The sequence below is a fragment of the Marinomonas sp. 63XJN7_9_ISO-PGPR-S23-217 genome (assembly GCF_056173515.1).
In genome coordinates, this window is the sequence record NZ_CM149678.1 from 1,049,712 (window position 1) to 1,072,290 (window position 22,579).

Consider the following 22,579-nt stretch of genomic DNA (forward strand, 5'->3'; position numbering starts at 1 on the left):
CCAAACATTTGAAAGCGTATAGAGAGTATAAGGTAGGACAAAGGCTGCGTCAGCAGCCTTTGCTAATATTGATTATTTTGCGTTCATTAGTGCAATGGTATTGTCTAACATGCGGTTAGAAAAGCCCCATTCGTTATCGTACCAAGACATGACTTTGACCAATTTGCCTTGAACACGAGTTTGTGTCGCATCAAAGTTAGATGTGAAGGCATTGTGGTTGAAATCAGAAGACACCAGAGGATCGTGGTTAACGTGCAGAACCTGAGCCAAGATTGGGTCGGCTTTAACCGCATCTTCGATGATTTGGTTGACCTCTTCCACGCTGGTTTCGCGAGGCGCTAAGAAAGAAAGGTCGACTAGTGATACGTTAATGGTGGGTACACGAACGGCCATGCCGTCGAATTTGCCCGCCAATTCAGGTATAACGAGACCCACAGCGGCAGCGGCCCCTGTTTTACTTGGGATCATGTTCATTGCTGCGGCACGAGCACGATACAAATCAGAGTGGTACACATCAGATAAACGCTGATCGTTTGTATAAGAGTGGATTGTGGTCATCAAGCCACTTTCAATACCTAATTTGTCGCTCAGAGGTTTGGCAATTGGAGCCAAGCAGTTTGTGGTGCAAGACGCGTTTGAGATAACGGTCATGTCGCTAGTCAGAACATCTTGGTTAACGCCATAGACAACGGTCGCATCAACTTCCTTGCCTGGCGCAGAAATGATGACCTTTTTCGCACCTGCAGTAAGGTGAGCACTGGCTTTTTCTTTGGTTGTGAAGAAGCCTGTACATTCAAAGACAACGTCTACTTCGAGCTCTGCCCATGGAAGATCCGCTGGGTTACGTTCAGAAAACGTGCGGATTTTGTCTTGGTTGACGTAGAGCGCTTCCTCATCAAAGGTTACTTCTTCACTGAAACGACCGTGTACCGTGTCGTATTTAGTTAGGTGAGCGTTGGTTTTTGAGTCGCCAAGGTCATTAATCGCGACGACTTGAATGTGCTCGCGCTTACCTGATTCGTATAAAGCTCGCAGTGTGTTGCGTCCAATACGTCCATATCCGTTAATCGCTACTTTAATTGTCATACTCACCTCTAAATATAGTGGAAGTCCATTCGCATCCTTACTAGATTATAGTTAAGAATACATGGAGGAATGCGTTGTTTTACGTAAAAATACTACACAACAGGATTTTGAAGCAAGGACAGTGCTGCGTTAGTCCTGTATTTTGCTCAAAAAATAAACATTGGTCATGTTATATCACAAAGCGTATATTAAAAATGTTACCAAGGACGGCTATTTTAAAACAAAATCTGGCTTTGTGTGAGCTTTTTTGGTAAAAAAATTACATAATTTTTGGTTTTTTGCTCGATTTCGTCGCAAATTTTAGATGAAATCTTTTAAAAATGTAGTAATATTACATAAAATATTTTCACGTCAGTTGGACAAAGACTGTTGCAAAACCGGAGAGAAGCATGAATTCTATCGTTACGAAAGTAACTGAGACCATCATTGAGCGCAGTAAAGCATTGCGTTCACAATACTTATCCGACATGAAAAAAGCACAAGAGCAAGGACCTCATCGAGGTAAATTGTCTTGTGGTAACTTGGCTCATGGTTTTGCCGCATGCCAACCTACTGATAAGCAAAAGCTAACGTTAATGGAAGAAGCAAATATTGGCATCGTGACGTCTTATAACGACATGTTGTCTGCTCATCAGCCATACGAAAGCTATCCAGATCAAATACGTAAAGCCGTTCAAGAAATGGGTTGTGTTGCCCAAGTCGCTGGTGGTGTCCCCGCCATGTGTGATGGTGTGACACAGGGCCAAGATGGCATGGAGCTGAGTCTTTTCAGCCGTGATAACATCGCACAAGGGGCGGCGATTGCCTTGTCTCATAATATGTTCGATGCGGCTTTGTACCTTGGTATTTGTGACAAAATTGTTCCAGGGCTATTAATTGCCGCGCTGCGCTTCGGTCATCTTCCTGCTTTGTTTGTACCTGCGGGTCCAATGCGCTCGGGTATCACCAATGCGGAAAAATCGGCAGTACGTCAGCGTTACGCTCAAGGTGAGGCGACTCGTAAAGAGTTGCTTGAAGCCGAATCCGCGTCTTATCACAGTGCTGGTACTTGTACTTTTTATGGTACGGCTAACTCTAACCAGTTGTTGGTCGAAATGATGGGGCTGCAACTGCCTGGTTCCTCTTTTGTGAATCCTGATGAGCCACTACGTGCTGAATTAACCAAATATACTGCTCAGTTGGCAACAAAATCCACAGCGTTGGGGCGCGACTACCGTCCTCTTTACGAGATTGTCGATGAACGCAGCATTGTTAATGCCATTGTGGGGCTATTAGCGACGGGCGGCTCCACTAACCACACTATGCACATCGTTGCCTACGCTCGTGCTGCTGGCATTATCGTTACTTGGGATGATTTTTCTGCCCTGTCTAAAGTGGTGCCATTATTGACGCGTATTTACCCAAATGGTCAAGCCGATATTAACCATTTTCACGCCGCTGGTGGTATGGCGTATTTGGTGAAACAGTTGCTGAAAGGTGGATTGCTGCATGAAGAGGTGAATACCATCGTTGGGAAAGGTTTGCAGCATTACACCAAAGAACCATTTATCGATAATGGTCAATTGGTTTGGCGCGATGGCCCAGAAGCAAGTTTGGATTTAAATGTCATTCGTCCTATTGAAGACCCATTCAGCAAAGAAGGTGGTTTGTCTCTGCTTAAAGGAAATCTGGGCCGTGCTGTGATCAAGGTGTCTGCGGTAAAAGAAGAGAACCGTATTATTGAAGCGCCAGCAGCGGTTTTCCACAGTCAATATGAATTAGCCGATGCCATTTCCAGCGGTAAGCTAAAACGTGACTGTGTTGCTGTGGTGCGTTTTCAAGGGCCAAAAGCCATTGGCATGCCTGAGTTGCACAAATTAACGCCTTTCTTAAGTAATCTTCAGGATCAAGGCTACAAAGTGGCATTGGTGACAGACGGTCGTATGTCTGGGGCGTCTGGTAAGGTACCAGCGGCGATCCATCTGACACCTGAAGCGTTAGCGGGTGGGCTGATTGCGAAGATTAAAGAGGGCGACCTTATTCGCTTAGATGCGGTAGAAGGTACGTTGTCGGTCTTGATTAGCGATGAAGAGCTGAATGCACGAGAGCCTGAACACTTCGATCTGTCTGACTCTCATCAAGGCATGGGGCGTGAATTGTTCAGTGCTCACCGTCTACTGGTAAGTGGTGCGGAGCAAGGGGCTTGTACGCTTTTTAATGAATAATGCTTTATTTTAAATGATCAGCTGAGAGTTGATCATTCGCGTTTCCTCTGACTACTAACGTTTGTTAGTAATGGTGTTTAGGGCTTGCTTTGCAAGCCCTTTTTTTATCCTAAAAAAGCTAACACCAGAGGTATAGAGGAACAATAATCGGTATCGGACACCTATGAACTACGTCATTGTTTGCGTTTAGATAAGGGAGTGGCGGCAGCATCACATAAAAAAAACAGATCAACTAAGTTGATCTGGATTTTTGACTTTAAGCCTAGTGATGGCGATTGGATCAATCATCAAGCCATGGTTTCTAGAGATTTTTCGTACTCGTCGAAGGTGTCGGTCACTTTCTTCTCTGGAGCACCACCTATTAAACTAAAGACAACAATGGCGATGGTCGAAAATAGGAAACCAGGTACGATTTCGTAAAGATCGAAAATGCCACCGTGTAATTGTTTCCAAACAACGATGGTTAGCCCCCCAACAATGATGCCTGCCAAGGCGCCGTTGCGGTTCATGTTACGCCAGAATAGGCTCAATAGAATGGCTGGCCCGAATGCCGCACCAAAGCCTGCCCAGGCATAAGACACTAGACCGAGTACAGAGCTATTAGGATTTAATGCCAACACCATTGCGATAATAGAAATCAACAGAACAGCAAAACGGCCCACATTCACAATTTGTTTCTGTGTGGCGTCTTTATTTAACAGCTGTTTATAGAAATCTTCTGCTAAAGCGGAAGAGGACACTAATAGTTGGGAGTCCGCCGTACTCATGATAGCGGCTAGGATGGCGGCCAACAGAATACCCGCCACCACAGGGTGGAAGACGGCGTGGACTAGAATCATGAAAATTTTCTCAGGATCGGCTAACTGGCCACCTAAGTTGTTATCCACATAGACGATGCCAGTTAAACCGATGGCTAACGCGCCCGCCATTGACAGAGCCGTCCAAGTAACAGCAATGCGACGTGCTGTTTTGATGTCTTTATTAGAACGGGATGCTTTGAAACGTGCCAAGATGTGAGGTTGACCGAAGTAGCCAAGACCCCAAGCCAGTAGGGAAATAATACCGATGGCCGTTAAGGGTTCGCCACTCACATTATGCCAAATCGTTAGAAGCTCTGGGTTTTTGGCTTCGAGTGTGGATGTTAGCTCAGAAACACCACCTTGAATGGCGACAATCGGAACAATTACCAAGGCAGCAGACATCATCAGACCTTGAACTAAGTCTGTCCAAGCGACGGCTAGGAAGCCACCAAACAGCGTATAAGATACTACACAGATGGTGCCAATGATGACCGCATAACGGTAGTCTACACCAAATACGGTTTCGAATAATTTACCGCCAGCCACTAAGCCAGAGCTGGTGTAGAACAAGAAGAAGAGTAAGATAAAGATCGCTGAGATAGACTGGATCAATCTGGATTTATCTTGGAAGCGTTTGGCAAGAAAGTCCGGCAGTGTAAGGGCGTTGTCCGCTTGAATGCTGTAGGTTCGCAGACGCTTTGCACAGATTAACCAATTTAGCCATGTACCAACAAATAAACCAGCGGCAAGCCAAATGGATTCCATACCGGATGCAAATGCATAGCCGGGCAAACCTAACAGCAACCAACCACTCATGTCGGAGGCGCCAGCGGAAAGAGCGGTCGGCCAAGGGCCTAACGAGCGACCACCTAGAAAGTAATCTTCAGAACTTGATGTCAGTTTGTAAGCGTAAAGCCCGATGGCTAGCATGACGATAAGATAAGCTAAAAAGGTAAAGCCTATCGCGTAGCTACTATTCTCAATCATTGTTGTCCCCAGTTTTGATAAGTCGTTGTGATGTGCTTTTAAATCAGTGCTGTTCCCGACAACGCTTCGCGTTAGTCGTTATGCCAAAAGCCGTTTCTGATGAGTGAAAACTCATTCGAAAGCATCACCTCGTTATCATTGTTTATGTATTTATTAGAATGAACCGTCTTTGAGTAATGTAAAAAAAGCCACTTAAAAATGTCTCTTAATGACGATTTCTACCATGTTTCAAAGGTTGACCAGTGATTCTAGGTGGGTGCTCTTTGATAATCTTTCAAAAAAATCCGGCAAAATTGCAACAAACTCGTTTTGTGGTGAGAAAGGTAACTTTATTTTGTCAGTACTCTGTCTATTTTGTGTATGTGAAGAGTGTCTGTTTTGTGCGTTGGAAGAATGTGTGGTTAAGCGTGGTTTACGGTGTGTCGTATGAAATGGATAAAGCGCCATCGACTTATGACGCTCTATCTTAGTGACGCAGGTTGTGACAGGTTACTTATTTTTGTCTGTTTTTGGCAGACGAGTATCTTGCACACTCTGCTTGAGCTTTTTAAGGTGAGCATTGAATTCAGGCCCACGTTTAAGTAGCACGCCTGTCGCTAAGGCATCGATCAATGTGAGATAGACTATACGGGAACTCATAGGAGTATAAATGTCGGTATCTTCTGTCTCTTCAATAGGCAAAACGATTGAACAGTGTTCTGTTAACGGTGAGCCTGGGTTGGTGATACCGATAACGGATGCCCCTGTTGCTCTTGCCACTCGTGCGGTTTCGATCAAAGGAAGCGTCCGTCCAGTGTAGGAGATCACCACAATGGCGTCTCCAGAATGGGCTCCAGCCGCTGCCATACGTTGCACGAGAATGTCTGTGTAGGCGACAACGGGCATATTTAAGCGGAAGAACTTATGGTGAGCGTCTTTGGCCACAGGACCGGATGCTCCCAATCCGTAAAACTCAATGCGTCTTGCTTGGGCCAGAACATCGACGGCTCGGCTGATTAGGCTTTCTGGCAAAATCTCTTGGGCACGCGTCAGGTTGTTTTTTGCCGCTTCAAAAATTTTCGTTGTCACCGCACCTGGCGCATCGTCTGGCTCAACGTTCAGGTTCACATAAGGGGTACCGGTTGCCAAACTTTGAGCGAGTGAGACTTTAAAGTCTGGGAAACCGCTACCGATTAAGCTACGACAGAAGCGGTTTACTGTTGGCTCACTGACTTCTGCTCTGGCGGCTAATTTTGCAATACTCGAATGGATGGTCGTTTTCGGATCAGCAAGAATGGCTTCGGCAACTTTCCTTTCGGATTTACTTAAAGTGCTTAGTCGTTCTTGGATCTTACGAATAATGTCTTCGTGTTTATTCATTAATTCTGCTTCAAAGTTGTCTATTGACTCGGATAGTTTAATAACTCATTCTGACAGCGACTTCCAATTCTGGCAATAAAAAGGATTTAAAATGGTCTATTTAACAGACTATTTCGATAAAATGGCTAATATTCTCCCTGAATTTAATAAAATTAAAGTCGTGGAGTTTGAGGAGGGTTTTTCCAATAAAGTGTATCGCTTAGATTGGAATAAGGCGCCTCGTATTGTGCTGCGGGTACCGGAACTGGATGGAAGGGTTTTTGGTATTGATCGACAAAGCGAAATAGCCGTTTTACTTGCGGCGTCACAGATGGGTGTATCGCCTCCCGTGTTGTGGCATGACGCCGATGGTGCTTTTGCTTGTCAGTTTGTTGTGCAGCCTTCATTAGGCTGGGATGTGACGCACTCCTCAAATAATGTAGTGAGAATTGCCCAAGCTTTGACCCAAGCTCATTGTTTACCTAGCGTAGGCCACGTTTTCTGTATTTATCGTTTGATTGAGCAATACCTGCAATCCATCGATTCTTTTATATCACCAGACTCTGAACTGAAGGCAGAGTGGGAGTACTTGCAGACGCTCTTTTCCAGTTTACCCCGTGTTGCCTCAAGTAGTGAGCCTGTGGTGTGCCATAATGACTTGAATCCCAAAAATGTATTAATAAATGATGAAAAAATTTGGTTGATTGACTGGGAATATACGGGCATGGGCGAGCCTTTATTTGATTTGGCGGTAGTGGCAAAATCACATAATCTCGATGAGACACAGCAGAGATTACTTATTCGCAGTTATGACAATAATTTGGATGAGGAAGAAACGCTTGGTAAGCTCGGCCTTTACAGTAAAGCGTATTCTTTGCGAGAAATGGCTTGGTTGTTATTAAAACATGTGTCCTCTCGGGACGATGTGCAATCTTTAGCGTATTATTACGAGTTTAAAGCCATGCCATCCTTGAATCCTTTTATCGATCAACATGGCGATGTCAATACGATAGCCACAGAGTAGTTTATATGAATTTAACCCCCGCTTGGCATGCCCGATTAGCTAATGAATTCGAGCAGGATTACATGCAGGTTCTGCGTGATTTTCTTAAAAGCGAAAAGCAACAGAGAAAAATTATCTATCCGCATTCGAACGATTGCTTTAATGCGCTCAATGAAACGCCGTTCGAACAGATTAAAGTGGTGATTTTAGGGCAAGATCCTTACCACGGAGAGGGGCAAGCTCATGGTTTGTCTTTCTCAGTGAAACCCGGCGTGAGAATTCCGCCTTCCCTCTTGAACATATACAAAGAGTTGCAAGCGGATTTAGGGATTGCCCCCGCGGGTCATGGCTATTTAAGTCAATGGGCACAGCAAGGTGTCTTGTTGCTTAATAGCGTATTGACCGTTGAGGCAGGTAAAGCCGGTTCTCATCAAAATAAAGGCTGGGAGCGTTTTACCGATAAGATCATCGAAATGATCAACCATGAACATCAAGGGGTCGTATTTTTGCTGTGGGGGGCCTATGCGCAAAAGAAAGGGCGCTATATAGACAGGCAAAAACACTGTGTTCTGGAAAGTGTTCATCCATCGCCTTTATCTGCCCACCGTGGCTTTTTAGGCTGTCGCCATTTCTCACAGGCCAATCACTATTTAACACAGATCGGAAAAGCGCCCATTAACTGGGCACTGGATCCGGTGTAAGACGAGCTGTCTGTGTGATTATCTAAGAAACGTGTAGGCTAGCGTTTATCTAATGTATAGGGGAGCGCTAGCGGCTCTACTGACGTGTCTCCCAGTTTTGGGGCGGACAATTCTTCTGGCTCAATGTTGAGAATGACTTGAGCAACAGACCAATCGTCACTGCTTGCTTGGGCAAAAAGCTGTCCCACTACTTTGTCACCAAGATCGGTCAGGTTTGACTCAGCGGTCGGTCCCCCTTGCCAGCGAAAGAGGGCAAGTTGCTTTTTGGACTTCCCACGGTATTGCATGCGCGCGACAATCTCTTGTCCCGTGTAACAGCCTTTGGTAAAGCTGATTCCACCAGTGCGCTGCATATTGAGCCATTGAGGGAGAATATCTTCACTGTGCTCAGCACGAATTAATGGCCGCGCTATTAAGAGGTTCAAAACATCTGCATACTGGTGGTTTTGCTCTTCTAGAGAAGCATTTTGTGCTGGTTCTAACAGCCAATCGGTACGCACAGGGTACTCACTCAAGGTAAGACGAATAATATTATTGTCTGCTTGGGTCGGAAGTGTCTCGGTTAATTGCGTTGGCTGTGCGCTGGTTGCTTGTGTTTGAATGCTAGTGACGCAGTAAGCTTCAGAAGCATCCGCTAATTCCACTTTAAAAAAGACTGCGTATTTTTTCAGATGCGTGAGTGTCTTTTCTAGCAAATCCTTCGACATTAATAAAAAAATTTGTTCATCCTGTTGAATCACCAAAAAATTCGCAATGATGCGGCCTTTGATACTGCAAACTGCTCCGTAGAGACTGTGTGATGGTGTCAGCTTGTTCATATCACAGGTGATTTGCCCCTGTAGAAATTTTTTGCTATCGACTCCGCTGACTTGAAGCACACCAATTTGTCGCTGATGCGCAATAACGTCTTGAGAGAGCATGGTGTCGGCAAAGGAGGATAAAGCTGTCATACACGTTTTTCCATGATAGTTGGCGGTGACGATCGGCAACGGTGTCTAACGTCGCTGTTTGATGCTTCTAACATGGCGCTAATGGTGGCGTTTTTCAATAGGGAAGTCTGTTATAAATAAGATTTATTGCATTGTAAATGGTGAGTGAGCATCTAGAGGATAGGTCATTAGTTGATGATTTTTATTGAGTTTTGATACGAAAGCCGCAAGTTAGCGAAATACTATTGACGTCAGGGGGCAGAGTTTTCAATATGAGATTTTTGTACGCTGCTTCCCTTGGCTTTTCTCATGATTGTGTGAAAAGGTCTTAAGCGAAATAACAACAACAAAGACGCAAGTCGCGTTGATAAATGAGAAAGAAAACTATGTATTTAGGTCTTGATCTTGGTACGTCAGGTTTAAAAGGCGTGATGATTGACGATAAAGGCGATGTCGTCGCACAAGAATCCGTCTCTTTATCGGTCAACAGCCCATACCCAACATGGTCCGAACAAGATCCATTGTCATGGTGGCAAGCCTGTATTGATGTGTTGGGCCTGCTGGGACAACGGGTCGATCTCGGGCAATTAAAAGCCATTGGTATATCCGGACAAATGCATGGCGCGACCTTGTTGGATAAACAGGGTGACGTCTTGCGTTCTTGTATATTGTGGAACGATGGCCGCAGTCAGGCCCAATGTAGCGCGCTAATGGCGAATTATCCCTCATTAACTGAGCGTTCAGGTAATTTGGCAATGCCTGGTTTTACCGCCCCTAAAGTGCAGTGGGTGAGAGAACATGAACCTGAGATTTTTGCCCAAATCGCCTATGTTTTACTGCCGAAAGATTATCTCGTTTATCGGCTTACAGGAGTCTTATCGACGGATTGCTCTGATGCGGCGGGGACCCTTTGGTTGAACCCTGCTACACGGCAATGGGATGATGAGTTATTGGCGGCAACGGGCTTAACGCAAGCGAATATGCCTACCGTTTTTGAAGGATGCGATGTAATTGGTCATGTGTCCGATAAGGCGAGTAAGCAATTAGGATTGCCTAAGCTTCCTGTTGTCGCGGGTGGCGGTGATAATGCCGCCGGAGCTGTGGGCATGGGGGTGACCCATGCTGGTCAAGGGTTGTTATCTTTGGGCACTTCTGGTGTGTATTTTGTGGTGAGCGAGAGCCATAAAGCCAACCCTGACAATACGGTGCATGCATTCTGTCATGCTCTGCCAAATCGTTGGCATCAAATGGGGGTTACCTTGAGTGCAGCTAATTCTCTCTCTTGGTTGGCTAAGTTGGTAGATGATTCCGTGTCCTCTTTGCTTGAGGCGCTTGAACGGTCTGGTAAGAAACAAACATCGGTGATCTTCCTGCCTTATCTAAGTGGCGAACGCACGCCCCACAATGATCCGGATGCTCAGGGGCAATTTATTGGTTTACGTAATAGTACTGATCTACCGGATATGACCCTAGCGGTGCTCGAAGGCGTCGCTTTTTCTCTATTGGATTGCCAAAATGCTTTGTCTCGCGCTGGGAGTGAGGTGGATGATTTGTCGTTAATTGGTGGCGGCGCTCGTTCTTCTTTATGGCGACAAATATTGGCAAATGTATTGAACAAACGGGTGATTTACCGAGATGGTGGCGATGTTGGGCCTGGGCTCGGCGCTGCAAGATTGGCTTTGTTGGGGGAAAAACGACAGGCAGGTGGGGAGATTGAGGCGCTTATCTCTCAATATTGTGCTTTGCCCGAGGTGTTGGCTAGCCATCAGCCAAACACTCAACTGTCCGATTATTATCAGGACAAATACGCTTTGTATCAGGCGTTCTTCGCGGCGACTAAAGAGCTAAATCACGCTCTAGCGGCTTTATAGTTTATAACGAGAGTTTGGGACTTATAGCCAGAACTAAAATACTGTCTCGCTATACTGTCCCAAACGGTTGCTGCTTTGGCTGCGAAAGTCCCTAGGGGTAACGCCTTTTAACTCGTGAAATCGACGGTTGAAATTGGCGACATTCTTAAAGCCCACCTGAAAGCAAATGTCGACAATTTGTTGATCGGTTTCTGTGAGTAAATTGCATGCTCGGCTGATGCGTACCCGATTTAAAAATTCCGTAAAGCGGTTTCCGGTTGCTTTGCGAAAGAAACGCGAAAAGTGGCTGTCAGACATGCTGACTAAGTTAGAGGCATCTGACAGGCAAATATCCTGATTGTAATGTTGGGTGACATAATCCACCACTGTATTGATTTTACGTTGTAGATTTTCATTGGATTTTAAGTCTATCTGTACCGTAGAAAGCAGGCGATAGTTCTGGCTCTGGGAAAGTTTTTTCAATAGAGGGAGTGTTAAGGTGAGGCGTTCCAAGCCACTGGAATCACGGATGGCAGCAAAGGTTGTCTTCAAGTAATCAGGATCCTCTCCCAGAAACTCCAGGCCGGATTTGGCCCGTAGTAACATGGGAAGTACTTCAGACAGCTCTGGGATAATTTTCATACCTTGAGCAAAGGATTCATGGTCAAAGCGTATCACCATGTCCCTTGTGTCGGTCGGTGGTTCGTTACTTTGGCAGATCCAATTATGGGGCAAGCGGGGGCCAGTGAGAATTAACTGGCCTGGTTTGTAGTTGCCAATGTAGTCACCGACGAAGACCTTGCCAGACGTGGCGATAATAAAGTGCAGCTCATAGTCATCATGGGCGTGCCAGCGAATTAAATCGCTGGGGTAGCCATGTTCCAGATAACGTATGGTTTCGATTTCACCTTCGACTAATTCATATTCGGGAGTATTTCGCTTTATTGTTTTAGTCATAAAAAACTCCTAACAAACTTAATGCTTAGCGATTAGCTCATTACATTGCCACCATCAACATTATAGGTTTGTGCGGTAATATAATCGGCTCCGGATGAGGCCAAAAACAAAGCTAGAGACGCCACTTCTTCGGGTTTGCCCATGTAACCTAAGGGGACGGCTTTACCGACGGCAATTTTCTTTTCACCTATTTCTAGATCTTCGTATTTTGCAAACAGTTTGTCGACCTCTTTCCACATGGGCGTGTCGATTACGCCGGGGGAAATGGCGTTAACATTGATTTTATGGGGCGCTAAAGCCAACGCGGCTGACTGGGTGTAGCTGATCACGGCGGCTTTGCTGGCGCAGTAATGGCTGACCAGCGCTTCGCCCCGCCGTCCAGCTTGAGAGGCCAGATTAATAATCTTACCTGGAATTTTCTTTTCTACCATGATTTGGGCGATTTTTTGCATCATGAAAAACATGCCTTTGACGTTGATCGTGAAAATACGGTCAAAGCTTTTTTCTGAGGCTTCTAGCATCGGTGCTAAGTCAAACACGGCGGCATTATTGACCAAGATATCGATTTGCCCGAATGTGCTGATGCAGCTGTCGATGAGTTGATCAATTGCTTCTAGGTTGCTCACATCTGCCCCAATATAACGGGATTGATTTGGGTATTTTGTCAGCACTTGTGCAATGGGTTCTGGTTCAGATTTAGGGTAATCACTGAGGATCACTTTGGCGCCATTCTCTAGATAGGTTTGTGCAATAGCGAGACCAATACCTCCGGCGGCGCCAGTTATGAGGGCAATTTTGTTGGTAAGATCATGGTTGCTGGTGGCCATGTTGACATCTCCTTGTATGGTTGTTTTTAACCTAGGCATAGGGCGCTAGGGCAATATACCTAGTGTTTATTAATGGTAATCAAGCGTATGTTGCTTGCATTTCTCGGATTGCCTGAGCCAAGTGTTCTGGGAAGTCTGGGTAGTCCTCAGGGAGGTTGCCCCATAGAAACCGATCATGGGTGAAGGCTTTAATGCCTGCTTCGTCATTGGTGAATGCCTTCATGGCATCGAGATTGGGCTCGTGATAAGGCGTCTCTATTTGGCCTGCGGCGGCTTTTTGGAAAAACACAAACCAACCTGCAATCCCCTGTAGGGTTTTATGAGGAACACGATTCAGTTTGTAGATACCCGCCAAAGACGGATAGACAAAAATAGGGTATTTGGCATAACCATCTGTACAGATGCGTTCCACCGTGTCGCCAATATTGGCGTTACTGAAGCGGGCAGCAATGATGTTGAAGTAGTTAGGCAGATCGACAATAGAGTCACCGATGGCTGGAATGGCATCCTGATTGGCAAAATCAGTGAAATATTGTTTTAACTCAGCGTCCCGCATGGCTTCATCAAAATAGGTTAACCCTTTCAGCGCCGCTTGATAGGTGACGCAGGTGTGGCCAGCATTGAGAATACGAATCTTTGCCTCTTCATAGGGATCGACTTTATCGACCATTTGTACGCCAACTTTTTCCAAAAGAGGACGTTCACCGGCAAAATTGTCTTCAATCACCCATTGAATAAAATCTTCCCCCATTACGGTCATTTGATCGTTCATGCCAAAGCGCTCTTGTACGTCTTTCACATGAATTTGACTGGGCTTAGGGGTGATGCGATCCACCATAGCACAAGGGAAGGTCACATTGTCTTTGATCCATTGGGCCAAAGCCTGGTCTTGTTTAGCGGCTAAAAATTGCATCAAACCTGTCTGCAAATGTTTACCGTTATGACGCAGATTATCGCAGCACAAGAGGGTAATTTTGGCTTTTGAGGTTTCGCTGCGTTTTTTAAGCCCAGCATATAAGAAAGCGTAGAGAGTATTTCTGCCCCCTTCGATGTCTGCTTGGATGGCTGGATGATCTTTTAGCAGGACTTGGTTTTCATCCAGATAATACCCGCCTTCTGTCACCGTAGAGCTGACAATTTGGATGCTGGCATCGGCAATAGCCTTGTCGACTTCCTGTGGTACTTGCGCACCGTCAATCTGGTGCACGATGGAGCGGATATGTCGGTATTCGGTGCCGCCTTTAGGATCCATCGTCTTCAGAACATACTCGCCCTTTTGCTGCATAAAACGGGCGAAACTGGCACTGTCCTGAGGACGAATATTGACGCCAATAAGACCCCATTGTTTGCCTTCAGGCTCAGCCAGTAAACGGTCAAGGTAAACGGCTTGGTGAGCACGGTGAAATGCTCCCACTCCAATGTGTACTATGCCTGGCTGAATCTCATCCCTTTGATAAGGCTGGCTAGACAATTGGGCCTGATGTTTGCTGGGATTGAGGTAATTAGTCATAAACTGTCTCCTCAGCGATCATGGAAATAACGCGATCACTGTCGTTGAGTAGAATAATTTCGTCGGTATCGATGTTGATGTGAACCTGTTGTTCGTCCTTGATTCTGCTACGTGCGGCGGCCTTAACGATGATTCTCTGCTGATTGCTGAGGCGCACGTGGGCGTAGGCTTCAGAGCCTAGGTGTTCAATCAGTTCTACATGGCCGGATAAATCCCCATCACTGTCTACTAGAGTGAGATGTTCTGGGCGAATCCCTAATGTGCTATTGGTATTGATGTCTTCTTGAAGGCGAGAGACAGGGAAGCTGGTTTTACCACCGCCGACAATCAGCGCTAGACGGTCACCTTGATTGTCTATCTGATCGATAGGTATTAGGTTCATTTTTGGTGTACCGATGAATTCGGCCACAAAACGACTTTTAGGTTGACGGTAAAGTTCTAGTGGCGTGCCGACTTGCTCGATTTGTCCCGCGTTGAGAATGACAACACGATCCGCCAAGGTCATGGCTTCCACCTGATCATGGGTGACATAAATCATGGTGGTGCCCAGTTGTTTGTGCAGACGAGCCAGTTCTAGGCGCATCTGTACTCGAAGGGCGGCATCTAGGTTAGAAAGCGGCTCATCAAATAAAAACACTTTTGGCTGGCGCACGATGGCTCGACCAATGGCTACCCGCTGGCGTTGGCCACCGGAGAGTTCTTTGGGTTTTCGTTCCAACAGGGTGTCCAGTTGCAGGGAGGTGGAAGCAATGCGGACTTTTTCATCTATTTCTGTTTGTGGTGCTTTGGCTAGTCGCAGAGCGAACGACAAATTCTCTTTCACTGTCATATGTGGATAAAGCGCATAGGACTGGAATACCATGGCTAGATCCCGTTTGGCCGGTGCCAGTTCGCTAATTTCCTGACCATCAAGATTGATCTCCCCGCTGCTACTGGTTTCAAGACCTGCGATGGTGCGCAATAGGGTAGATTTACCACAGCCAGATGGGCCAACAAAGACGATAAATTCACCTTCCTCAATGGACAGGTTGATGCCGCGCAGAGCATGGTAGTTATCATAATGTTTTTGTAATTGATTAATTGTTAAATAACTCATGGCTTAAATTCCTATTATTTGACGGCACCAAATGTCAGGCCTTGGACCAACTGTTTCTGACAGAACCAGCCGAAGATGATGATGGGGGCACAGGCTAGGGTGGAGGCGGCTGATAGCTTGGCCCAGAATAAGCCCTCAGGACTTGAATAAGAGGCAATCATGGCGGTTAGTGGTGCCGCATTGGTGGCCGTCAGGTTGATGGACCAAAACGCTTCGTTCCAACACAAAATGATGGATAGCAACCCCGTTGAGATGATGCCGCCAACGGACAAAGGCATCACCACCTTGGTAACTTCCGTCCAGGGCGTCGCCCCGTCCATTCGTGCGGCTTCGAGAATTTCTTTAGGCAAATCCTTGAAGTAGGAAAACAGCATCCAGACGATGATGGGCAGATTCATCAGAGTAAAGATGATGATCAGTCCAGTTCGTGTATCGAGCAGTCCATAATCTCGACCTAAAAGATAAATTGGCACCAATACCCCAACCGATGGCAGCATTTTGGTGGACAACATCCATAACAGGATATCTTTGGTCCGCTTGCCTGGGAAAAATGCCATAGAGTAAGCGGCTGGAATAGCAATGATCAGAGCAATGATGGTGGCTCCAAAGGAAATCACAACCGAGTTCATGGCATGGTACAGATAATCGCTACGCTCCTGCACAATAGCGAAATTCTCTAGGGTGGGTTTGAAAAACAGCTCTGGAGGAAAGGCAATGGCCTGAGCTTCTGTTTTAAAGGAGGTAAGAAACATCCAAAAGATTGGGAAAAACAGTACTAAGGCGATTATCCAAGCCAAAGAGCCAATCAGGACGGTTTTGAGCTTTTTTTGTTGAGTAAGAGTCATCACAATCACCTCACACCGTTAAGTTTTTGCCGACGGCACGGATTAAGAAGAAGGCCACAATGTTCGCCAAGACCACAGCGATTAAGCCGCCTGCCGAGGCTGTGCCTACGTTAAATTGCAGCAGTGCTTGGTTGTAAATCATGTAAGCCAAGTTGGTGCTGGAGTAGCCTGGACCACCGTTGGTGGAGACATAAATCTGCGCGAACACCGACAATAGAAAGATTGCCTCTATCATGACAACCACGGTAATAGGTCGAGATAAGTGCGGAATGGTCAGATAGCGGAAAATATGCCAGCTAGTGGCACCATCCATTTGCGCGGCTTCTTTTTGTTCGTGATCTTGTGACTGTAGGGCGGTAACAAAGACCAAAATGGCAAAAGGCAGCCATTGCCAACTGACCATGACAATAATCGAAAACAGCGGGTAGGTAGAAAGCCAGTCAATGGGAGTCAGTCCGAGGCTTTGCCATATCCAAGCAAAAATGCCATAGACCGGATTCATCATCATGTTTTTCCAAACCAAGGCATTCACCGTCGGCATAACAAAGAAGGGCGAGATAAGTAGCACTCGCACAATGCCACGGCCAAAAAAAGGTTTGTCAATTAGGGCAGACAGAGCGACCCCAAGCACGACGGTGATAATCAATACGGACCCAACCAGAAGAGTGGTATTGCCTATTGCGGTAAGAAAGGCAGGATCTGTTATGAAGAAATCGTAGTTTAACCAACCAACGAACCGAGTAGGACCTGGATACAAGAGGTTGTAGTGAATGGTTGAGAAGTAGATGGTCATGGACAAGGGCACGATCATCCACAAAAACAGCATGATGACAGACGGAGCCATTAACAAGCGAGTGATAGTACGCTTCATGGGGAATCTCTCTCTTATTATTGTTATAAAGGCCAGTAGTAGGTCAGAAAGTCAGGAACAAAGGAGGGTTATTCCTTTGTTCCTAAACAGCAAGGTTAGTAGTAACCCGATGCTCGCATTTGACGTTCTGCAATTTTCTGGGCATTTTCCAGAGCCTGATCCACAGACATTTTTCCGGCCAGAGCGGCGGAAATCATTTGTCCTGTGATCGTTCCGATTGACTGGAATTCAGGAATAGAAACGAACTGTACACCCTTGTATGGAACAGGTTTTAAAGTACTATCATCTGGGTTGGCAGATTTGATGGCGGTAAATTCCGCTTTTGCAAAGACTGCAGCTTTTTGGAAGTTAGGGTTGGCATAAGTGCTTTCTCTTGTACCAGTAGGAACGGACGCCCAACCATAATGCTTCGCAACCAATTTGATGTAGCCTTTAGAGGTTGCCCAACGGACAAATTTTTGTGCATCGGCTTGATGTTTACTGGTAACAGGGATAGCGAGCGCCCATGACCACAGCCAATTAGAGCCTTTTTTGGTGACTTCATAGGGCGCTTGAGCGAAGGCGACTTTGTCAGCGACTTTACTCTCTGTTGGGTTCGAGACAAAAGAGGCTGCAATGGTTGCATCCACCCAGATACCGCATTTACCTTGTTCGAATAAGGCAAGGTCCTGATTGAAGTTATCCGAAGTGGCCCCTGGTGGTCCGTATTTTCTCAGCATATTGACGTAGAAGGTAACGGCTTTTTTCCATTCAGGTGTGTCAATTTGTGGATGCCATTTCATGTCAAACCAACGTCCACCGAAGGAGTTTACAATGGTGGTCACAAGGGCCACATTGGCTCCCCAGCCAGCTTTACCACGTAGACAGATACCATATATGCCTTTTTTGGGATCGTTTATGGCTTTGGCCACTTTTTCGATATGCGTCCACTTATCTCGATCAGTGATTTTCATGCCTGCTTTTTCAACTAGATCCTTGCGGTACATCACCATGGAGCTTTCCCCGTAGAAAGGCGCTCCGTAGAGTTTGTCCTTATAAGACAGCCCCTGGCGAATGGAAGGAATCAGGTCTTTTACATCATATTTGCCACTGGTATTGATTGGGGATAACCAGCCGCGTTTGGCCCAAATAGGCGTGTTATACATGCCTATGGTCATGATGTCGTACAAGCCACTTTTGTTGGCAATATCTTGGGTAAGGTTTTGACGTAGTTGGGTCTCTGGAAGCGTAACCCATTTGATTTTGATGCCTGGATTGGCTTTTTCAAACTCAGGGGTGAGTTTTTGCATTTGGATCATTTGACCATTATTAACCGTCGCAACGGTTAGAACGGTGTCGGCGAGGGCATCTGTAGCCAGCATAGTTGCTGCACAAGAGGTCGCTATGACAAGCGCGGTTTTCGCGAAGTATTTCATAGTAGGTCTCTCCCTTCTGGAGTCGTTATTATTTTTATCTCGTTAACCTAGGCTTAGTAATGATGGTTACCAAGTTGTTCAAATATATTCCTAGTGCTATTGACTCTCTAATACAGAAAACACCAATGTTGGTACTATTTTGCTTTGTTTTTACTTTTGTCTGGAAAAATGAGTCAAAAAAGTACGTTTAATTTTTTAGGGACTACCACCGTTCTTGAACAATTAAGTGGTTTTAAGATCTATATCAGGGAATCCGTGTTAGCTATTTTCTGTTTTGCGGCAAATGGCTATAATGAGCCCGATTCTATTTAGGGGAACATTGAATGACTGAAATCACCGCCGATTCCATTGAATTTAAACGTCTTAAAATGCAGTGCCGTCGAGGCATGTTAGAGCTGGATGTTCTTCTTGAACCTTTTCTTGATGAAGTGTATTTAACCTTGGACGAGGAAGATCAGCAGCGTTTTACTAAGCTACTTGCTTGTGAAGATCAAGAGCTGTTTCTCTGGTTTATGCAAAGAGAAGTGGCACCAGATCCAGATCATGCCCGTATTGTTAATATTATTTTGACCCGTGTTCAGCCTGAAAACTACAAGGCTTAACCCTTCTAAAATCGGCATAGCACTTTGGCTTTTGTTTGCTGGGTGTTGTGCCCTTCTCCTTCGTGTTTTTTGGTTTCCTCCGTGGTTTTGGTGGGGGCTTTTGATTGTCTTTGTATTTGGCTTCTTAGGTCTAATAGTTTACCGCCGAGCACGCGGCCCTATTTACGTTGGGATTGATGAATTTGGTGCTTTCTGGCAGGAAGAGCAGCGTATAGAACGCTTAACTTTTGTGCGAGTGAATGGGGTTCAGCTGATTGCAACACTTGCGTCCCAAGAAACTAAGCTAAGGCGATTCTTTTGGCCAAGTTATCGTGTGATTTATCGAGACAGTGTTCCTTATGAAGCCTATCGTTTTCTGCGCTCCTATGGTGCGCAGCAAATGCTGCGCCAGCATACCAAGAAAGCGCAGGATCAGCCGACAGAGCAAACGTCCACTGATTAGTGAACGTTTGCTTGATTTTTTGGGTGTGAAGAGGTGGCTTCTTAAGGCGTCTTATTGGGGGAAAGGATGGTTGGTTTGCTGTTTTCCAGTTTGTTAGGATAATCCAGCGTGAAGTGCAAGCCTCGACTTTCTTTTCGCAACATGGCGGATTGAATAATTAGATCCGCCACCACAGCCAAATTACGTAACTCTAATAAGCCGCTAGAGACCTTGTAGTTTTTATAAAACTCTTGGATCTCTGATTTTAGCAAATCCACACGATGTTTAGCGCGCAGTAAGCGTTTATTGGTTCTGACAATGCCCACATAATCCCACATAAAGCGACGTAACTCTTGCCAGTTATGGGTGATGACGACATCTTCGTCTGAATTGGTGACCTTTGATTCGTCCCAATCTGGAATGGTTAAGTTTTCGTCTTCGAGTGGGTGGCTAATAATATGTTTAGCCGCTGAACGGGCAAAGACAATACATTCCAATAACGAGTTGCTTGCTAAGCGATTCGCTCCATGGAGGCCGGTATAAGCGGTTTCGCCAATGGCGTAAAGATGACTAACATCGGTTGCGCCATTTTGATCAACGACCACGCCGCCACAGGTATAATGTGCTGCCGGCACCACGGGAATCGGGGCTTTGGTCATGTCATGACCATATTCTAAGCAGCGTTGATAAATGGTGGGGAAGTGCTCTTTGATAAAGCTTTCGTCTTTGTGAGAAATATCCAGTAACACATGATCAATCCCCAGACGTTTCATCTCATGATCGATTGCTCTAGCAACGATGTCTCTGGGGGCTAATTCAGCACGCTCATCAAATGACGGCATAAAGCGCGACCCATCAGGCAGCAATAACCGGCCACCTTCACCACGAACAGCCTCTGAAATCAGAAAGGTTTTGGCTTTGGCGTCGTACAGGCAAGTAGGGTGAAACTGATTGAATTCCATATTACCAACACGGCACCCCGCGCGCCATGCCATCGCGATCCCATCGCCAGAGGCGGTATCTGGGTTGCTGGTATAAAGATAGACTTTACTACTGCCGCCACAGGCGAGAGAAACGTATTTACCATGGAATACTTCGATGACATCGTCGTCTAGGTTCAGTGCGTAAACGCCGATGGCACGGCTCTCTCCTGCTAACCCCAATTTTTTAGTGGTGATAACATCAATCGCGACACGGTCAGGGAAAAATTCGATGTTGGGATGGTTCGTCGCATTTTTGATCAGCGTTTGCGAAATGGCTAAACCTGTTGCATCGGCACTGTGAATAATACGTCGATGGCTGTGTCCACCTTCTCTTGTTAGGTGGTATTCTTCATTATTGCCATAGCGGGTAAAAGGCACACCTTGGTCAATCAACCAAGCGATGCTTTCTTTGGAATGTTCAACGGTAAAGCGAATGGCGTCTGGGTCGCCCAATTCCGCGCCAGCGTCAATGGTATCGGCAATATGGGACTCTATGGTGTCTTTTTCGGATAATACGGCAGCCACACCGCCCTGTGCGTAAAGTGTTGACCCTTCGCGAATATCGGCTTTGGTCAAAATGGCGACTTTATGAGTGTTAGCCAGTTCAAGTGCCAAGGTTAATCCTGCAGCACCTGCACCGACGATAACGATATCGTGTTTAAAGTGTCGACTCATTGTAGGCTTCTACTAAAATAGTGTCTGAAGTTTTAATGTTACTATTGTTAAACATAAATAGTGAATACTTTCTAAGAATGCGCTTTATTCTCCAAAAATATACACATTTTAAAAATGCTTGGGGCGAGTCTAATTTTTATGGGAACTCATAACATGTTGCGTTGTCTCTTATGTGTATACAGGCACAGATGTGAAGTATTAATTAGGGGTGCCTATGCTGAGTGAAACGTCCTCTGATCAGGCGTTGGTGGAAAAAGTGCAGCAAGGTGATAAACGCGCCTTCGATTTATTAGTCGCTAAATATCAATACAAGGTAATAGGGCTGATTGGTCGTTATGTACAAGATAAAAATGACGTGTTAGATATTGCCCAAGAGAGTTTTGTGAAAGCCTATAGAGCGATCGATTCGTTCCGTGGCGAAAGTGCTTTTTATACATGGCTTTATCGAATTGCGGTGAATACGGCCAAGAATTATTTAGTTAATCGGACGCGCCGTCCACCAAACTATGATATGGAACTCGATGATGACGAGACTGAGCATCATCATGATGCATTATTGGATACGGATACTCCCGAGGCCGTGCTCAATCGCGATCGATTAGAAAGGGTTATTAGAGAAACATTAAAGACCTTGCCTGAAGAACTGAGAAGCGCGTTAACCCTAAGGGAGTTTGATGGACTAAGCTACGAAGACATAGCACAAATAATGGAATGTCCTGTTGGAACGGTGCGGTCCAGAATATTTCGTGCTCGCGAGGTGCTAGAAAAACACATACGTCCATTTTTAAATGGAGGAGACACTTTATGACGACATCAAAAGAGACTGATCCTGTGATGTTAGACAGTCTTTCGGCTATGTTTGATGATGAAGCCAGTGAGCAGGATTTAAAACGCCTTCTTGAGGCGGATGAAAGCCTTGATAAACCAATGCAAGCGTTTCATTTGATTCAGCAATCTTTGCATCAAGAATTGGCGATTAGTGCGGATGTCAGTGTTAACTTAGTCAGTCGAGTAAGGGCGCAAATAGAACAGGAAGATCAGCAAGCAACGCTGGATTATAACGTGCAAACCTCTACTGTTACCTCGATTGAGCAGGGGAGTTTGGTATCGCAACAGACCCTTGTGAAGGGGGCATCGTCTGACGCCATCGAAGATGAAAGCACATCAAAGATAAAAAGCGTTTGGTCCTTATGGTCTTCCTTGGCGACAGCGGCCAGTGTGGCGGTTGTGGTGGTGTTTACTGGCAATTATTTCATGGCACCCGATAATATTCCTACGCAGGTGGCAACCGTAGAGACTCCGCAAACCAATGTGACGCTGCCAGTGACGACCTTGTCTGAGCTAAATAAGCAGCCTCTTGATGCAGATAATCAGCGCTTGCAGAGTTATCTACGTCAACATGCAGAACAAGCCACGATCAGTGCGGGTCAAGGTATCATTCCTATGGCGCGTCTTGTTAGCTATCCAACGGAAGAGTAA

20 protein-coding genes are annotated in these 22,579 nt (G+C 45.8%); 8 read left to right on the forward strand and 12 right to left on the reverse strand.

What is annotated here, in order from left to right; all coding sequences use genetic code 11:
* Positions 1–72 precede the first annotated feature (72 nt).
* Positions 73–1,086, reverse strand: a complete 1,014-nt coding sequence (gene gap / locus AC0VYI_RS04970) for a type I glyceraldehyde-3-phosphate dehydrogenase (RefSeq protein ID WP_199477760.1) — start codon at positions 1,084–1,086, stop codon at positions 73–75.
* A gap of 389 nt (positions 1,087–1,475) precedes the next feature.
* Between gap and edd the strand changes: the two genes are divergently transcribed.
* Positions 1,476–3,290: a phosphogluconate dehydratase gene (edd, locus tag AC0VYI_RS04975; protein ID WP_475447704.1), complete on the forward strand. Its 1,815-nt coding sequence runs from the start codon at positions 1,476–1,478 to the stop codon at positions 3,288–3,290.
* A 287-nt stretch (positions 3,291–3,577) separates the two neighbouring features.
* Here edd and putP read toward each other — a convergent pair whose 3' ends face one another.
* Both putP and hexR read right to left on the reverse strand, forming a co-directional pair.
* Positions 3,578–5,077: a sodium/proline symporter PutP gene (gene putP, locus AC0VYI_RS04980; RefSeq protein ID WP_199477762.1), complete on the reverse strand. Its 1,500-nt coding sequence runs from the start codon at positions 5,075–5,077 to the stop codon at positions 3,578–3,580.
* Positions 5,078–5,566: 489 nt separating this feature from the next.
* Positions 5,567–6,436, reverse strand: coding sequence for a transcriptional regulator HexR (gene hexR / locus AC0VYI_RS04985; RefSeq protein WP_199477763.1), 870 nt, complete (start codon positions 6,434–6,436; stop codon positions 5,567–5,569).
* Positions 6,437–6,527: 91 nt separating this feature from the next.
* Here hexR and AC0VYI_RS04990 point away from each other — a divergent pair, with 91 nt between their 5' ends.
* A complete protein-coding gene (locus tag AC0VYI_RS04990) occupies positions 6,528–7,439 on the forward strand; it encodes a choline/ethanolamine kinase family protein (protein ID WP_475447706.1) in 912 nt (303 codons plus the stop codon).
* A gap of 5 nt (positions 7,440–7,444) precedes the next feature.
* Positions 7,445–8,119: a uracil-DNA glycosylase gene (gene ung, locus AC0VYI_RS04995; RefSeq protein ID WP_475447708.1), complete on the forward strand. Its 675-nt coding sequence runs from the start codon at positions 7,445–7,447 to the stop codon at positions 8,117–8,119.
* A gap of 38 nt (positions 8,120–8,157) precedes the next feature.
* Here ung and ygfZ read toward each other — a convergent pair whose 3' ends face one another.
* A complete protein-coding gene (ygfZ, locus tag AC0VYI_RS05000) occupies positions 8,158–9,069 on the reverse strand; it encodes a CAF17-like 4Fe-4S cluster assembly/insertion protein YgfZ (protein ID WP_475447710.1) in 912 nt (303 codons plus the stop codon).
* A 350-nt stretch (positions 9,070–9,419) separates the two neighbouring features.
* On the opposite strand from ygfZ, the gene xylB reads away from it, so the two are divergent.
* A complete protein-coding gene (gene xylB, locus AC0VYI_RS05005) occupies positions 9,420–10,919 on the forward strand; it encodes a xylulokinase (RefSeq protein ID WP_475447712.1) in 1,500 nt (499 codons plus the stop codon).
* A 33-nt stretch (positions 10,920–10,952) separates the two neighbouring features.
* Here xylB and AC0VYI_RS05010 read toward each other — a convergent pair whose 3' ends face one another.
* The 7 genes from AC0VYI_RS05010 to AC0VYI_RS05040 all read right to left on the reverse strand — a co-directional run bounded on the left by AC0VYI_RS05010 (position 10,953) and on the right by AC0VYI_RS05040 (position 18,419).
* Positions 10,953–11,855 carry a helix-turn-helix domain-containing protein gene (locus AC0VYI_RS05010; protein ID WP_199477767.1) on the reverse strand — a complete coding sequence of 301 codons (903 nt, stop codon included), beginning with the start codon at positions 11,853–11,855 and terminating at the stop codon, positions 10,953–10,955.
* A gap of 32 nt (positions 11,856–11,887) precedes the next feature.
* Positions 11,888–12,682: an L-iditol 2-dehydrogenase gene (locus tag AC0VYI_RS05015; RefSeq protein WP_475447715.1), complete on the reverse strand. Its 795-nt coding sequence runs from the start codon at positions 12,680–12,682 to the stop codon at positions 11,888–11,890.
* 79 nt (positions 12,683–12,761) lie between these two features.
* Positions 12,762–14,192: a mannitol dehydrogenase family protein gene (locus tag AC0VYI_RS05020; RefSeq protein ID WP_475447717.1), complete on the reverse strand. Its 1,431-nt coding sequence runs from the start codon at positions 14,190–14,192 to the stop codon at positions 12,762–12,764.
* Entirely contained in the window at positions 14,185–15,288 is a 1,104-nt protein-coding gene (locus AC0VYI_RS05025) for an ABC transporter ATP-binding protein (RefSeq protein ID WP_475447719.1), read from the reverse strand. The genes AC0VYI_RS05020 and AC0VYI_RS05025 overlap by 8 nt, the downstream gene beginning before the upstream one ends.
* A gap of 14 nt (positions 15,289–15,302) precedes the next feature.
* Entirely contained in the window at positions 15,303–16,133 is an 831-nt protein-coding gene (locus tag AC0VYI_RS05030; RefSeq protein ID WP_139063137.1) for a carbohydrate ABC transporter permease, read from the reverse strand.
* Positions 16,134–16,143: 10 nt separating this feature from the next.
* Complete coding sequence (locus AC0VYI_RS05035; protein WP_475447721.1) at positions 16,144–17,004, reverse strand: carbohydrate ABC transporter permease; 861 nt, start codon at positions 17,002–17,004, stop codon at positions 16,144–16,146.
* A gap of 95 nt (positions 17,005–17,099) precedes the next feature.
* Positions 17,100–18,419 carry an ABC transporter substrate-binding protein gene (locus AC0VYI_RS05040; protein WP_199477773.1) on the reverse strand — a complete coding sequence of 440 codons (1,320 nt, stop codon included), beginning with the start codon at positions 18,417–18,419 and terminating at the stop codon, positions 17,100–17,102.
* A gap of 323 nt (positions 18,420–18,742) precedes the next feature.
* Here AC0VYI_RS05040 and AC0VYI_RS05045 point away from each other — a divergent pair, with 323 nt between their 5' ends.
* Both AC0VYI_RS05045 and AC0VYI_RS05050 read left to right on the forward strand, forming a co-directional pair.
* Positions 18,743–19,021, forward strand: coding sequence for an FAD assembly factor SdhE (locus AC0VYI_RS05045; protein WP_199477774.1), 279 nt, complete (start codon positions 18,743–18,745; stop codon positions 19,019–19,021).
* On the forward strand, positions 18,993–19,463 hold the full coding sequence (locus AC0VYI_RS05050) for a protein YgfX (protein WP_475447724.1): 471 nt from the start codon (positions 18,993–18,995) through the stop codon (positions 19,461–19,463). Before AC0VYI_RS05045 ends, AC0VYI_RS05050 begins: the two co-directional genes overlap by 29 nt.
* Before the next feature lie 41 nt (positions 19,464–19,504).
* On the opposite strand, the gene nadB is transcribed toward AC0VYI_RS05050, so the two are convergent.
* Positions 19,505–21,100: an L-aspartate oxidase gene (gene nadB / locus AC0VYI_RS05055; RefSeq protein ID WP_475447726.1), complete on the reverse strand. Its 1,596-nt coding sequence runs from the start codon at positions 21,098–21,100 to the stop codon at positions 19,505–19,507.
* 214 nt (positions 21,101–21,314) lie between these two features.
* Here nadB and rpoE point away from each other — a divergent pair, with 214 nt between their 5' ends.
* Both rpoE and AC0VYI_RS05065 read left to right on the forward strand, forming a co-directional pair.
* Positions 21,315–21,908, forward strand: a complete 594-nt coding sequence (gene rpoE / locus AC0VYI_RS05060; RefSeq protein ID WP_475447728.1) for an RNA polymerase sigma factor RpoE — start codon at positions 21,315–21,317, stop codon at positions 21,906–21,908.
* Complete coding sequence (locus AC0VYI_RS05065) at positions 21,905–22,579, forward strand: sigma-E factor negative regulatory protein (protein ID WP_475447729.1); 675 nt, start codon at positions 21,905–21,907, stop codon at positions 22,577–22,579. The genes rpoE and AC0VYI_RS05065 overlap by 4 nt, the downstream gene beginning before the upstream one ends.

Coding starts and splice junctions, on each gene's coding strand:
- AC0VYI_RS05040 (WP_199477773.1), bottom strand. CDS start 18,419: ATGAAATACTTCGCGAAAACCGCGCTTGTCATAGCGACCTCTTGTGCA.
- AC0VYI_RS05065 (WP_475447729.1), top strand. CDS start 21,905: ATGACGACATCAAAAGAGACTGATCCTGTGATGTTAGACAGTCTTTCG.
- AC0VYI_RS05025 (WP_475447719.1), bottom strand. CDS start 15,288: ATGAGTTATTTAACAATTAATCAATTACAAAAACATTATGATAACTAC.
- gap (WP_199477760.1), bottom strand. CDS start 1,086: ATGACAATTAAAGTAGCGATTAACGGATATGGACGTATTGGACGCAAC.
- AC0VYI_RS05035 (WP_475447721.1), bottom strand. CDS start 17,004: ATGAAGCGTACTATCACTCGCTTGTTAATGGCTCCGTCTGTCATCATG.
- AC0VYI_RS05020 (WP_475447717.1), bottom strand. CDS start 14,192: ATGACTAATTACCTCAATCCCAGCAAACATCAGGCCCAATTGTCTAGC.
- rpoE (WP_475447728.1), top strand. CDS start 21,315: ATGCTGAGTGAAACGTCCTCTGATCAGGCGTTGGTGGAAAAAGTGCAG.
- AC0VYI_RS04990 (WP_475447706.1), top strand. CDS start 6,528: ATGGTCTATTTAACAGACTATTTCGATAAAATGGCTAATATTCTCCCT.
- putP (WP_199477762.1), bottom strand. CDS start 5,077: ATGATTGAGAATAGTAGCTACGCGATAGGCTTTACCTTTTTAGCTTAT.
- AC0VYI_RS05010 (WP_199477767.1), bottom strand. CDS start 11,855: ATGACTAAAACAATAAAGCGAAATACTCCCGAATATGAATTAGTCGAA.
- AC0VYI_RS05030 (WP_139063137.1), bottom strand. CDS start 16,133: ATGACTCTTACTCAACAAAAAAAGCTCAAAACCGTCCTGATTGGCTCT.
- hexR (WP_199477763.1), bottom strand. CDS start 6,436: ATGAATAAACACGAAGACATTATTCGTAAGATCCAAGAACGACTAAGC.
- nadB (WP_475447726.1), bottom strand. CDS start 21,100: ATGAGTCGACACTTTAAACACGATATCGTTATCGTCGGTGCAGGTGCT.
- xylB (WP_475447712.1), top strand. CDS start 9,420: ATGAGAAAGAAAACTATGTATTTAGGTCTTGATCTTGGTACGTCAGGT.
- ung (WP_475447708.1), top strand. CDS start 7,445: ATGAATTTAACCCCCGCTTGGCATGCCCGATTAGCTAATGAATTCGAG.
- AC0VYI_RS05015 (WP_475447715.1), bottom strand. CDS start 12,682: ATGGCCACCAGCAACCATGATCTTACCAACAAAATTGCCCTCATAACT.
- edd (WP_475447704.1), top strand. CDS start 1,476: ATGAATTCTATCGTTACGAAAGTAACTGAGACCATCATTGAGCGCAGT.
- ygfZ (WP_475447710.1), bottom strand. CDS start 9,069: ATGACAGCTTTATCCTCCTTTGCCGACACCATGCTCTCTCAAGACGTT.
- AC0VYI_RS05045 (WP_199477774.1), top strand. CDS start 18,743: ATGACTGAAATCACCGCCGATTCCATTGAATTTAAACGTCTTAAAATG.